Source organism: Kocuria sp. WN036, assembly GCF_002287015.1.
Taxonomy (GTDB): Bacteria; Actinomycetota; Actinomycetes; order Actinomycetales; family Micrococcaceae; genus Kocuria; species Kocuria rosea.
Genome location: NZ_NSKF01000050.1, coordinates 1 through 11,593, shown reverse-complemented (window position 1 = coordinate 11,593; position 11,593 = coordinate 1). Strand labels below are relative to the sequence as shown.

Genomic DNA, 11,593 nt, shown 5'->3' with positions numbered 1-11,593 from the left:
GCCGGCGACAACGCGGCCATGGAGAGCTTCTTCGCACTACTGCAGAAGAACGTCCTGGACCGCCGTCGCTGGGCCACTCGCCAGGAGCTGCGGATGGCGATCGTGGTCTGGATCGAACGCACCTATCACCGGAGGCGACGCCAAGCCGCGCTCGGGAGATTGACCCCCATCGAGTACGAGACCATCATGACCACACCAGCCCTTCAGGCTGCCTGACCCAACCTGTCACCTATCGGTGCATCAGTCCCCAGCGTGACCTCACGGCGGCGGGCGGTCTCGAGGACGCTCGTCCACCCCTGGAGCATCCGGCGCTCGAGCCTTTCGTCCACCTCATCAGCCGTCCACCAGTACGCCTGGTTGCCCTGGACCCACTCGAAGTAGGAGACGATGACGCCTCCCGCGTTGGCGAGGATGTCCGGGACTACCAGGACGCCCTGGGTGTGCAGCTGCCGGTCGGCTGCGGCCGTCGTCGGACCGTTGGCTCCCTCCACGACGATTCCTGCACGCACACGGTGCGCGTTGCCCACGTGCAGCACGCCCTCCACCGCGGCAGGGATCAGCAGATCGACGTCGAGCTCCAACAGCTCATCGGAGCCGATCGCATCAGCTCCCTCGAAACCGATGACCGACCCCGTCCGCTCCGCATGCGCCAGCAGGCGCGGGACGTCCAGCCCGCTGGCCGCGTGGACCGATCCGTACTGGTCCCCCACGGCCACCACCCTCACCCCGGCCTCGGCGAGGAACTCGGCCGCGCCCGCCCCGACCTTGCCGAAGCCCTGGACCGCGGCAGTGCTCCCGTGTGGCCGCAGGCCGCGGTGGGCCAGGGCTGCGAGGGCGATGTGCACCACTCCTTTGGACGTGGCCGAAGAGCGGCCCAGCGACCCACCCAGGCTGACCGGCTTGCCCGTGACGACAGAGGGCACGGTGAAGCCCACACTGGTGGAATAGGTGTCCATCATCCACGCCATCGTGCGCTCGTCCGTGCCGATGTCCGGGGCGGGGATGTCTCGTTCCGGACCGATGATCGGCAGGATCTCACTCGTGTACCGACGGGTGACCCGCTCCAGCTCCGCCGGGGAGTAGTTACGGGGGTCGATGGTGACTCCACCCTTGGCCCCGCCGTACGGGACGTCCAGCAGGGCGCACTTCCAGGTCATCCACATGGCAAGCGCGCGCACCTCGTCCAGCGTCACGTGGGGGCTGAACCGCACCCCTCCTTTCGCCGGCCCGCGGGAGAAGTTGTGCTGCACCCGGTGCCCTGTGAACACCTCCACGGTGCCGTCATCACGCCGCAGCGGGATGCTCACCGACATCTCACGGCGGGCCCGGGCCAGCATCTGGTGCTGGCCCGGCCCGTAGGAGGAGGGTCTCGACGGCGGCCTTCAGCTGGCTGAGGGCGTCGTCAAGCGGGTTGGCCGAGAGCTCGGCGGGGACAGAAAGTGCGGTTGTCGTCGTCATTGACCTCGTGTCCTGGGATTCGGAACCAACCAGGCACGTGCCTGATTGTTTACAATCCTACGTTATTGAATCCTCCGAGGACACCCCGTCCCGCCGACGTGGGGCTTCGAGTCAGACCGTCTCGGCGCGGGCGAAGCTGAGCGTCTCCCCGCGCGCACCGCCCATCCAGACGTCCTGGCACGCGGCGGCGAACTCCTCCATCCCCTCCTCGATCGTCGCGAAGACGTTGCCCGGCACCCATCCCACGTCGCCATTCACCAAAAGGTTGTTGCGCCCGTAGAAGACGGCCAGGTCGATAAGCAGGCGGTTCTCAGAGGTCCCCGCCGAGGCCTCGTATCCGTAGGCGGGATTGTCGAGTACACCCTCGAACGTGAAGTAACACAGGTCCCCAGTGATTGGAGTGATCGTCTGATTCTCCGGACCGGGCTCTTCCGCGGCGAAGGCGGGAACGAGCGCGTAGATCTCGTTGCGCGCGAACTTGCCGTGGAACACCTGCCCCGACTGGGGCAGGGCCTGCCACACAGCCTCGGCGGTGCGCGGCGCCTCATCGTCGAGCAGGCGCGCCCGGGCGGTGACGCCCCGCTTCTCCAAGGTGATGGTGATGTATCGGCTCATGGATCGTCCCCGTTCGGTCGAAGGCAGAGGCGCCACGAAACGGCACCCTATGATTGTCTACAATCCAACTGTAAGCTTTTTTGTGAGGCACGCAACACACCACGAAAGGATCTCTACCACCATGCACACCGTCGCCATCCTCTATCCTGGCCACAGCGCGGAGGACGAGTTCCCCGCCCTTGAAGAGCTCATCCCGAACACCTCCTTCCCCGTGATCCACACTTGGGAGGGCAGCACCGACCACGACGTCGAGGCGTTGCTGGCTCTAGGCTCCCGAGCCAACCTGGTGCCGTCGGCCGAAAAGGCCCGGAGCCTCTCTCCCGACGCGGCGATGTGGGCGTGCACCTCGGGCAGTTTCGTCTACGGCTCGGAGGGGTGCCGCGAACAGGCGGGGTGGATCCAGGAAGCCGCCGGCGTCCCGTCCTCCTCCACCTCCCTGGCCTTCGTCCAGGCGGTGCATCACTTGGGGTTGAGCAGAGTCGCGGTGGCCGCGACCTACCCGGAGGACGTCGCCTCACACTTCGCACGGCTCCTCGAGCAGGACGGGATCACGGTCACCGCCCTGTCCACCTACGACGTTCCCAGCGGCGAAGACGCGGGCCTGCTGGACGAGGAATGGGTGCTGGAGACCGCCCGCGCCGCTGACCTGACCGGCGCGGAGTGCCTGCTCATCCCGGACACGGCGCTGCATACGGTCGCCGCGCTGCCCCGGCTCGAGGAAATCCTCGGCGTGCCCGTGCTGACCGCCAACCAGGTCACCGCCTGGCAGGGGCTCCGCTTAGCCGGCCACCCGGCCCGCACCGAGGGGCTCGGGGCCCTGTTCAGTCACTAAGCGGGACGCTGAGCAGGTCGCCGAGTCGCCGAGCGGTTCCGCCGACGACGACGCCCCACCTCAGGGGCGCCGTCGTCGCCTTTCATCCGTCATCGTTGGGCGGGCCACTCCGCCTCAGGCGGCGCGCCCCACCTCACCCAGGCGCTGGTCCTCTGTCACCAAGGGCAGCCCGAGCCGTCGCAGGCCCGCCCACGCGGTGACCTGGTTCGCGGTCAGCACGGGCTTACCGAGCTCCTCCTCGAGGGCCGCGATGATGTGGAAGGTGGGCAGGTTGGTGCAGGAGACGAACACGGCCTCCGCATCCGGGTGGTCGGCCTGGCGCACGAGATCGGCAGTGACGTTGTAGGGCACGTGCCAGATCAGGCGGTCCAGGCCCAGGCCCGCAGTCCCCACGACGGTGCGCCCGTCGGCGGCCAGAAAGTCCTCGAGCCGCTCCGTCAACTTGGGGACGTAGGGCGTGGCGATGGCCAGCCGGGTGATCCCTAGGACGTCCAACGCTTCGAGCAGGGCCTCGGACGTGGTCACCGCGGGGGCACGAGTCTCCTCCCTGATGGCCGCGGAAATCTTCCGCGCCCCCTCGATCCCATTGACGAAGCTCCCGGAGGTGCAGGCGAAGACCACAGCCTCCGGCTCGACTGCGGTGAGGCATCGGGCGGTGGAGCGGATCTCGGCGTCGTCGCCGAGAGCACTTGCCATGATTTCGTCCACCACCATGGGGTGGTGGGGGGTCCGGGCAACAGCCAGAGAGACGTTGTCGGGCATCCAGCGCCACAGCTCCCGGTCCAACGCCATGTCATAGGGATTGACCACGCCGATGACGCGATCGGGCTCGGGGCCTTCGGGAACGAACCTTTGGATGTTAGGCATGTCTCATCTTCCCATAGTGTCTGATCGTCGACAATAATTTGATGATAAGGAGAATCGCGTGATTCCTGATCTTCCACCCACTCAGCCACCCACCCAGGGCCGCGCCCGCACCGACCTTGATGCCTACCTTCGGACGCTCCCACCCACGCCCACACCCGCCGGCGCCTACGTGCCAGTCACAGAGGCCGGGCTCCTGGTGTTCACCGCCGGTCACACCCACGCGGTGCAGGGAACTCTTGTTCATCGAGGAATGATTGGCATACCGAAGGGACCTACCCCTGAAGACGCCCGCGGCTGTGCGCGGCTGGCCGTGCGCAACTGCCTTGCCAGTCTCGCCCACCACCTGGGCGGCCTCGACCGTGTCGAGCGCGTGGTGTCCATGACCGGATACGTGGCGGCAGTGCCGGAGTTCACCGCCCACCCTGCCGTGCTCGACGGAGCCTCCGACGAGCTGCTGGCCGCCTTCGGAGAGAGCGGTCGTCCGTCACGGGCCGCCGTTGGCGTGACGAGCCTCCCCGACGGAGCCGTCGTGGAAGTCAGCCTGGTAATACTCCTTCAGCCCTAAGCCTCGATTCACCGATCGACTGTGGGCTGTGAAGGTCGTCCTGGCGATATGCAGACCTGCCGCCCAGCGCAGAGCCGAAGAGAGACCTTTAGGGTCGTCCCACGACACCTGAGCCGCCAGCCCCGGCAGGGGGATCATCGGGTTCTTCATCGCATGAGGTCCCCAAGACTTTGAATAAGTAGTGCGCAACGGGGACCCCAAGCGGGCCCGGATGCGCCCGTGTGGAGGGCCCGCAACCAGGCGTGGAGTTGAGCCCCCGATAGTGGTGTAGCGCGGTGGCCCTGCTCGTCGTTGCCGACGAGAGCGCGGCCACCGTGAGATCTTTCGAGTTCACCTCTCACAGCACCCTCGAAAGGACATCATCACGATGACCGCTCCTCATATTGTCGACCCTGCTGGCCTGCTCGGCGAAGCCCTGTCCGACGCGTCCCCGGATCTGATGCGCAGCTTGTTGCAGACGGTGATCAACGCTCTCTTGTCTGCTGATGCCGAGGCGGTGGTCGGCGCCGAATGGGGCAAGCCCACCCCGACCCGGTCTGCGCAGCGCAACGGCTACCGCCACCGCGACCTCGACACCCGCATCGGCACGATCGACGTCGCCGTGCCGAAACTGCGCACCGGCACCTACTTCCCCGAGTGGTTGCTGGAGCGGCGCAAGCGGGCCGAGTCCGCCCTGATCACCGTGGTCGCGGACTGCTACCTCGCCGGGGTCTCGACCCGCCGGATGGACAAGCTGGTGAAGACCCTGGGCATCAACTCCCTGTCGAAGTCCCAGGTCTCGCGGATGGCCGGTGACCTCGACGAGCACGTGGAGTCCTTCCGCCACCGGCCCCTGGACGAGGCCGGGCCGTTCACGTTCGTGGCCGCCGACGCGCTGACCATGAAGGTCCGCGAGGGCGGGCGGGTGGTGAACGCGGTCGTGCTGCTGGCCACCGGGGTCAACGGCGACGGCCACCGGGAGGTCCTGGGCATGCGGGTGGCCACGGCCGAGACCGGGGCGGCGTGGAACGAGTTCTTCGCCGATCTGGTGGCCCGGGGCCTGGGCGCGGTCCGCCTGGTCACCTCGGATGCCCACGCCGGGCTCAAGGACGCGATCGCGGCGAACCTGCCCGGGGCCGGGTGGCAGCGGTGCCGCACCCACTACGCGGCCAATCTCATGTCGATCTGCCCGAAGAGCATGTGGCCGGCCGTGAAGGCGATGCTGCACTCGGTCTATGACCAGCCCGATGCCGCCGCGGTGAACGCCCAGTTCGACCGGCTGATCGACTACGTCGCCGAGAAGCTGCCCGAGGTGGCTGAGCACCTGGCCGACGCCCGGGAGGACCTGCTGGCCTTCACCGGCTTCCCGAAAGACGTGTGGATGCAGATCTGGTCCAACAACCCCGCCGAGAGGCTGAACAAGGAGATCCGCCGGCGCACCGACGCGGTCGGGATCTTCCCCAACCGAGCCGCCATCGTTCGCCTCGTGGGCGCGGTGCTGGCCGAGCAGACCGATGAGTGGGCCGAGGGCCGCCGCTACCTCGGACTCGAGGTCCTCACCCGTTGCCGGCTCACCCCCGTGGCCCGCACCGGAAGCGAGGTGATCCCCGACCCCCTGACCGCCCTCACTGCCTGACCCCTACGAAAGATCGCTACACCACTTCTCGGGGCTTGACCAGGCGTGGTTGTCATGCCCGTTTACCCCGCGCGATGAAAAGCCCGCACAGCTGCGTCATACGCACCACGGTGTCCACAGGTAACGACGGCCTCAAATGATGGTCGCTTGCGGGAGCTCCTGGATCCGCCGGTACAAGGTCGCGCGGGACATGCTGAGATCGCGGGCGACCTGGGTGGCTGGCTCCCCGGACTCGATCAGGCGCAGGGCGTTGCGGATCTGGGAGTCTGTGAAGGTCTGGCGCCGGCCGCCGAGGTCCTTGCCGGCCGCCCTACGTTTGGCCACCGAGTCGGTGATCCGCTCCCGCTTGATCTCCAGCTCCATCTGGGCCAGCGCCGCCATGACGGTGAAAACCATCGACCCCATCGGGGTGGCCGTATCAACGTCTCCCCCACCGAGGTTGGGTACCCGCAGCCCGGCCCCTCTCCCCCGCAGCGCTTCTGCGAAGGCCAGCATGTTCTGCGTCGACCGACCCAGTCGGTCCAGCGTAGTGATGACCAGCGTGTCACCCTCCTCGAGGGCGGCCACTGCCTTGTCGAAGGCGGGACGGGACGCGCGCCCTCCAGACACTCCATGGTCCGTGTAAACGTCATCGCGTCGCACGCCAGCGGTCAGCAGGTCAGACATTTGACGGTCTGCGTCCTGCTGACGCGTAGACACGCGTGCATAGCCGATCATCTTCCCCATGTCCACCTCATTTGTCTCGCAACTAACGTTGAGTATCCGATTCTAGGGGCAGTGATAAAGCACAAGGATGCGAGACATACCGAACCGCGGAAACATGCGGGCGAAAATTTCTCGGACGAGACGTCTCGCATCCCATGAGTTGGGAGGGGCGGTGGGCTGATGAGCAGCAATTGGTCCAAGGCACATACTTGTGAGAGTGGAAAGTATTTGCTTTGATCGTGACATCATGTCTTTTCTGCAGGAGGACCCCGTGGGCCATCACCTCACCCCCGACCAAGCCCGGCAGCGGCTGGACGCTATCCGGAGCCGTCCCCTGGTCACCTCCCGAGACCGTGCGGTGCATGCCGGGGCGACGGCGGTGTTCGGGGTGATCACGGTCCTCTACATGGCCGCCCAGAACATGCGCTCCGACCGGGTGAGCTATACCGTGGCCACCGCGGTGTTCGTAGTTGCCTGGGTGGTAGCGGTGTGCTGGATCGAGCGGGTGGCGCGGACCGTGCCGCGCCGGGCCAAGGCGTGGTCGCGGGGCGGGATCGCAGCCTCTTTCGTGCTGACGCTGACCGTGGTGCTGCCGTGGCTGAACCTCTCCGCCCAGAATTCCCCCAATACCTGGCCCATGGTCGCCGCCGGGGCGACCGTGGCCGCCGTTCCCGCTCTGGTGGCTGCGGTCGTGATCCGCTGGGGGGCAAGATGAGCACCAGGGCAGGACGCCACGCCCGGCACCGGCTGGACGAGCTCATTCACGCCCCGGTGCGCCTGAGCATCGTCGCGGCCCTGGCCCAGGTCGACGAGGCCGAGTTCGCCCGGGTGCGCGACACCGTGGAGGTCTCCGACTCGGTGCTCTCCAAACAGGCGGCCCAGCTCGAGGCCGCCGGCTACGTGAAGATCCGCAAGGGCTACGTCGGCAAACGCCCCCGCACCTGGCTCTCGCTCACTCCCACCGGGCGCACCGCCTACACCGGTCACCTCGAGGCTCTGCGCGCCATCGCTGAGGGCGTGTAGAGGTTCAGACGTTCCCTTTTCCGGAACAGGACAGCCAGGAGCAGCCACCTCATTTGCCCGGCTGGAGGGGCTGATCCCTTTTCCCGGACGAGTCATCGCGCACCCCTTACCGTGCGCACTTCCACACCCTGGGTCTTTTCGGCGATCGATTGACATGAATCGAAGCGGTGCTCCAGGCTGGGGAGTTCCCGGGCGGAGAGGATTCGCCCTGACCGATCGAGGAAGGAGTCAGCATGGTGGATATCGGAGGCTTTGCGGACAAGGCTAAGAATTTCGCCGGCGAGAACCCGGACAAGGTGGAGCAGGGCATCCAGCGCGGCGGCGACATGGTCGATGACCACACCGGCAACAAGTTCCAGGACCAGGTGGACCAGGCTCAGGAACACGCCGGCGGCCTGCTCGGCGGGCAGAACCCTGAGGACCAGCAAGGCTGATCCAGACGGGGTATCACGGGCCTCGGCCCCCCCTGGGGGGACCGAGGCCCGCGCCGTGCCCGCCCCCTTGAGCTCGAAGAACCGGCGCCCCGACCCGGGCACGGGAGGCGGATCCCCCGACATCGGGCCGACCCGCTGCTGCGCACTCCGAGCCGGCTACTACCGCTCTCCCCGTCAAGACCCGCCCCCTGCACCCGGTGCCACCCCCCTGTCCACCCGCAGGAGACGGGCATACAGAACCCGTGGGTGCCGACAGTAGTGGCCGCTCAGACCGATATGCCGCCACCGGCGCATCGCAAGTTCTCGAAAGCGTCTCTAAAGGTGGATGGGAGCGGCTCCGGGGGAGCTCAACACCGGTAGTCTGAGCGCATGCTTAAAGGATTCAGAGAATTCATCATGAAGGGCAACGTCCTGGACCTCGCCGTCGCCGTGATCATCGGCGCCGCCTTCGCCCAGGTCGTCAACGCCCTGGTCGAGTCCGTGCTTATGCCCGCCATCTCCGCACTGGTGGGCTCACCCAACTTCGACTCGTTCGCGATGGTCACTCTCAACGGCAACGACATCAAGTTCGGGGTGCTGCTCACGGCGCTGGTGAACTTCCTGCTCGTGGCCGCCGCCGTGTACTTCGCGATCATCATGCCCATGAACAAGCTGATCGAGGCCCGCAACCGGCGCCTGGGCATCACCCCGGCCGAGGAGGAGGTCGACCCGCAGGTGCAGCTGCTCACCGAGATCCGCGACTCCCTCAAACAGCGCTCCTGAGTTCAAACCCATCCTTGACGGGGGCCTGTCCCTACCCCGGGGCAGGCCCCCCGTTCCTGTCCTCCGGACGAGGTGACACCCGTCAAGCCAGACCCGGACAGCAGTCGTCACTACCTCGCCCTGGTGAGCACCTCGACCCCATGAGCGCCTCGACCCTATGAGCGACTCGGCCCCGAGGGAGCGAAACCTCAGGCGCAAGGGATCCGATCTGGGAGTGCTAAGCCACAACCAACCACAGCGGCGCTCCACCGCACCGGAATGGTGTGGGGCGGGAACACCGGGCAGCCGGCGCCGCGCAACATCCTGTGACGCTGGCCGTGAGGGTCGCATTGGCTCCCGATCGCACCACCCATGGGGATCCCGCGACATGACCTATGGCCGGCATCACTCCCACACGAGTCGAACAGCCGACCCACCGTGGATGAGACGTCAAGCATCCCCTCAGTTGAAAGATGCCGCAGGTCACAAGGATCAGCGTGCTTCCCTCGGTGTCCGTGTGGTGTCTACCGTGGACCATCACCATCGGGTTTCGTCTTCGTCCGCAGTGGGGTTCATCCCTGGCCGCTTTCGCGACGTGATTCTTCACCAGCAACCAGGAAGCCGGCATGGACGCCTCCGCCTCCGGGACTCTCGCCGTTGAGCTGTACCCGCACTCCCCCACCCACTGGGTCGCCACCTACTACCCCATGGTGGCCACTCCCGCGGGCCGCTGGGCCGATGTCACCTGGGTGCTGCACCAGTGTCTGATGCCCCTCGCCCGTTACCCCTTGACCTCGACACGGTGGTTGGAGCTCGGCAGCTCCGATCCGGCGCACCCGGGATACGACCGCCACCCGCTCTGGAGTGCGGCCCTGGCCGCCGGCTATGCCACCGCGCGAGTCGTGCACACCACCGAAACCGCGAACACCACCGGTGCGACTCTTTCGCCCGAGGAAACCCGGCAGCTGCGTGCGGCCACGACCGTGGTGCCGGCCGCACAGCTGACGGAATGGCTGCTCGACGATCTCCAGCACCTGGACTGCTGAAACCACCCCGATCACCTATCGACCGGCCACCAACCCCGAGGTGGAACGAGATCCACCTGAAGCTGTGGCTGACCCCGTGGCCGGAGCGCAACCTCCACACCGGACCCTGCCCACCCCCAGCCACCGCCGTAACCTGATCAGCCCGCGGCACCCCGCTCGGCCTCGGCAGCAGTGACCGACTCGACCGTGACCGACTCGACCGGCCGGGGCGGCAGGTGCCGGTAGAGCGTGGTGCGGGTGATCCCGGTCTTCGCCACGATCTGCGCCATGGTGTGCCCGGTCTCGCGCAGGTGCACCGCGTAGGCCAGCTTGTCCGCATCCACCACGGAGGGCCGCCCGATCCGCCGCCCCTTGGCCGTGGCCACCGCCCTCGCGTGGGCGGCCCGCTCCAGGGTGTAGGTGCGTTCCATCTGACCGAACAAAGCCAGCAGCACCACCGCCAACTGCGCCATCGGATCATTGGGGTTGGTGGAGTCCACCTTGATCGGATCCGCCAGGTTGCGCACCCCCACCCCCCGCTCGGCCAGATCATGGATCAGGTTCAGAGTGTCGCGCACGGTGCGCCCCAGCCGGTCCAAGGTATGCACCACGATCACATCACCCTCCCGGGCATAAGCCAGCGCCGCGGTCAGCCCGGGGCGGTCAGTCGTGGCCCCGGACTTCTTGTCCACATAGATCCGCTCCGCCGCGATCCCCACCTGTCGGAGGGCATCGATCTGCCGATCGAGGTCTTGTTTGGCCGTCGAGACCCGCGCATAACCCAAATCCACGACGACAGCGTACCGAAGGTCGGATCCGTACAGCTGAAACGGAACTGTACTTTTGACCCAACTTATGGAACAGGAATCGCCGATGCCAACCTCGATCTGACGCTCTTGCGACCAACCGTCCCACTACCAAGGAAGTGGGACGGTCGCCCGCGGCCGGTCAACCCGTTGATTACCTCGAGCTCGGCCGGTCCGACGACTCCGATCGAGAGGCAAGACCTCGATGCCGCCGTATAGCTCTGTCACAACACCACCACTTGTCGCCGCGGCTCACACCCGAATGGACGGTTTGGGCCGGTCGGCGAGTTTGTAGCAAAATCCTTCGTCTCAGTAGCACAGGTCGACCGCACTATCCACGTGATAACTGGCCCGAGAGTGCGGTCGGCTCCTGAAAGCGACACTTGGCGGCGTCGAGCGGCACCACTGACCGAGAATCGCTCATAAGAGACTGATGAATCGGCAGGTGTCGACGCGTCATCCGCGTCCTGCCCCGGACCCGGCTCGGTCGCCCCTTCCGGGGCGACCGAGCGGGGCGTAGCGTGGCACGTAGTCACCAGCGCCCTCCCACCATTGGGTCGGGCGCGCCCGTCAATCCAGTCCTCGGGGAGACCACTATGGCACTGCTCCTGATCCGGCACCGCGTGGTGTCAACGCCGAACGAAAATTGACCCCCTATCGCCGGGCGGATTCAACGGTGGGTTCTAGCGGTCGTCGCAACATCCCTGTAGATGAAGGGGATGGAGATGGGCATCAGAGGACGCAAGCGGCGGTTGGTCCTGGAAGATGAGTACTGGGCGCTAATCCTTACCGGGGTGGGCACGGTCGAGGCGTGCCGGATGGTCGGGATCGGGCGTAAGACCGGGTACCGGTGGCGGGCCGAGCTCGGCGGACTGGCTCCGGCCAGAAGAGCCGAGGCGCAGCCATC

13 protein-coding genes and 2 pseudogenes are annotated in these 11,593 nt (G+C 66.7%); 10 read left to right on the top strand and 5 right to left on the bottom strand.

From position 1 onward, the window contains the following. Positions 1-216, top strand: a 216-nt coding sequence (locus tag CK505_RS17695) for an IS3 family transposase (protein WP_141246867.1), incomplete at its 5' end; no start/stop codon positions are given. Between the two features lie 32 nt (positions 217-248). Here the strand turns inward: CK505_RS17695 and CK505_RS17690 are convergent. Both CK505_RS17690 and CK505_RS17685 read right to left on the bottom strand, forming a co-directional pair. Beyond that, positions 249-1,458 (bottom strand): annotated as a pseudogene (locus CK505_RS17690) (Glu/Leu/Phe/Val dehydrogenase); the annotation flags it as partial. 111 nt (positions 1,459-1,569) lie between these two features. Continuing rightward, positions 1,570-2,073, bottom strand: coding sequence for a DUF3830 family protein (locus CK505_RS17685; RefSeq protein WP_017831931.1), 504 nt, complete (start codon positions 2,071-2,073; stop codon positions 1,570-1,572). A gap of 121 nt (positions 2,074-2,194) precedes the next feature. Here CK505_RS17685 and CK505_RS17680 point away from each other — a divergent pair, with 121 nt between their 5' ends. Next, on the top strand, positions 2,195-2,905 hold the full coding sequence (locus CK505_RS17680) for a hypothetical protein (RefSeq protein WP_017831930.1): 711 nt from the start codon (positions 2,195-2,197) through the stop codon (positions 2,903-2,905). Positions 2,906-3,019: 114 nt separating this feature from the next. Here CK505_RS17680 and CK505_RS17675 read toward each other — a convergent pair whose 3' ends face one another. Continuing rightward, positions 3,020-3,772, bottom strand: a complete 753-nt coding sequence (locus CK505_RS17675) for a hypothetical protein (RefSeq protein ID WP_017831929.1) — start codon at positions 3,770-3,772, stop codon at positions 3,020-3,022. Positions 3,773-3,830: 58 nt separating this feature from the next. Here CK505_RS17675 and CK505_RS17670 point away from each other — a divergent pair, with 58 nt between their 5' ends. Both CK505_RS17670 and CK505_RS17665 read left to right on the top strand, forming a co-directional pair. Then, a complete protein-coding gene (locus CK505_RS17670) occupies positions 3,831-4,337 on the top strand; it encodes a RidA family protein (protein ID WP_197722635.1) in 507 nt (168 codons plus the stop codon). Between the two features lie 367 nt (positions 4,338-4,704). Beyond that, positions 4,705-5,952: an IS256 family transposase gene (locus CK505_RS17665; RefSeq protein WP_095651877.1), complete on the top strand. Its 1,248-nt coding sequence runs from the start codon at positions 4,705-4,707 to the stop codon at positions 5,950-5,952. A gap of 132 nt (positions 5,953-6,084) precedes the next feature. Here the strand turns inward: CK505_RS17665 and CK505_RS17660 are convergent, their stop codons facing one another. Next, positions 6,085-6,678, bottom strand: coding sequence for a recombinase family protein (locus tag CK505_RS17660; protein ID WP_017831927.1), 594 nt, complete (start codon positions 6,676-6,678; stop codon positions 6,085-6,087). A gap of 226 nt (positions 6,679-6,904) precedes the next feature. Here CK505_RS17660 and CK505_RS17655 point away from each other — a divergent pair, with 226 nt between their 5' ends. From CK505_RS17655 to CK505_RS17635, 5 genes are all read left to right on the top strand, one after another. Beyond that, entirely contained in the window at positions 6,905-7,372 is a 468-nt protein-coding gene (locus tag CK505_RS17655) for a hypothetical protein (RefSeq protein ID WP_017831926.1), read from the top strand. After that, positions 7,369-7,680, top strand: coding sequence for a transcriptional regulator (locus tag CK505_RS17650; protein ID WP_017831925.1), 312 nt, complete (start codon positions 7,369-7,371; stop codon positions 7,678-7,680). The genes CK505_RS17655 and CK505_RS17650 overlap by 4 nt, the downstream gene beginning before the upstream one ends. Positions 7,681-7,913: 233 nt before the next feature. Then, the gene (locus CK505_RS17645) at positions 7,914-8,114 is read left to right on the top strand and encodes an antitoxin (RefSeq protein ID WP_017831924.1); all 201 of its coding nucleotides are present in this window, start codon (positions 7,914-7,916) and stop codon (positions 8,112-8,114) included. A 369-nt stretch (positions 8,115-8,483) separates the two neighbouring features. After that, positions 8,484-8,876: a large conductance mechanosensitive channel protein MscL gene (mscL, locus tag CK505_RS17640; protein WP_031282206.1), complete on the top strand. Its 393-nt coding sequence runs from the start codon at positions 8,484-8,486 to the stop codon at positions 8,874-8,876. A 605-nt stretch (positions 8,877-9,481) separates the two neighbouring features. Next, positions 9,482-9,901, top strand: coding sequence for a hypothetical protein (locus CK505_RS17635; protein ID WP_017831922.1), 420 nt, complete (start codon positions 9,482-9,484; stop codon positions 9,899-9,901). 137 nt (positions 9,902-10,038) lie between these two features. Here CK505_RS17635 and CK505_RS17630 read toward each other — a convergent pair whose 3' ends face one another. After that, entirely contained in the window at positions 10,039-10,671 is a 633-nt protein-coding gene (locus tag CK505_RS17630; protein WP_017831921.1) for a recombinase family protein, read from the bottom strand. 740 nt (positions 10,672-11,411) lie between these two features. Between CK505_RS17630 and CK505_RS18725 the strand changes: the two are divergent. Continuing rightward, a pseudogene (locus CK505_RS18725) lies at positions 11,412-11,593 on the top strand (IS30 family transposase); the annotation flags it as partial.

Bases quoted from the DNA above. Each gene is read 5' to 3' on its own strand.
- CK505_RS17675 (WP_017831929.1), bottom strand. From the start codon at position 3,772: ATGCCTAACATCCAAAGGTTCGTTCCCGAAGGCCCCGAGCCCGATCGC.
- CK505_RS17680 (WP_017831930.1), top strand. From the start codon at position 2,195: ATGCACACCGTCGCCATCCTCTATCCTGGCCACAGCGCGGAGGACGAG.
- CK505_RS17665 (WP_095651877.1), top strand. From the start codon at position 4,705: ATGACCGCTCCTCATATTGTCGACCCTGCTGGCCTGCTCGGCGAAGCC.
- CK505_RS17650 (WP_017831925.1), top strand. From the start codon at position 7,369: ATGAGCACCAGGGCAGGACGCCACGCCCGGCACCGGCTGGACGAGCTC.
- mscL (WP_031282206.1), top strand. From the start codon at position 8,484: ATGCTTAAAGGATTCAGAGAATTCATCATGAAGGGCAACGTCCTGGAC.
- CK505_RS17655 (WP_017831926.1), top strand. From the start codon at position 6,905: ATGTCTTTTCTGCAGGAGGACCCCGTGGGCCATCACCTCACCCCCGAC.
- CK505_RS17645 (WP_017831924.1), top strand. From the start codon at position 7,914: ATGGTGGATATCGGAGGCTTTGCGGACAAGGCTAAGAATTTCGCCGGC.
- CK505_RS17660 (WP_017831927.1), bottom strand. From the start codon at position 6,678: ATGGGGAAGATGATCGGCTATGCACGCGTGTCTACGCGTCAGCAGGAC.
- CK505_RS17635 (WP_017831922.1), top strand. From the start codon at position 9,482: ATGGACGCCTCCGCCTCCGGGACTCTCGCCGTTGAGCTGTACCCGCAC.
- CK505_RS17685 (WP_017831931.1), bottom strand. From the start codon at position 2,073: ATGAGCCGATACATCACCATCACCTTGGAGAAGCGGGGCGTCACCGCC.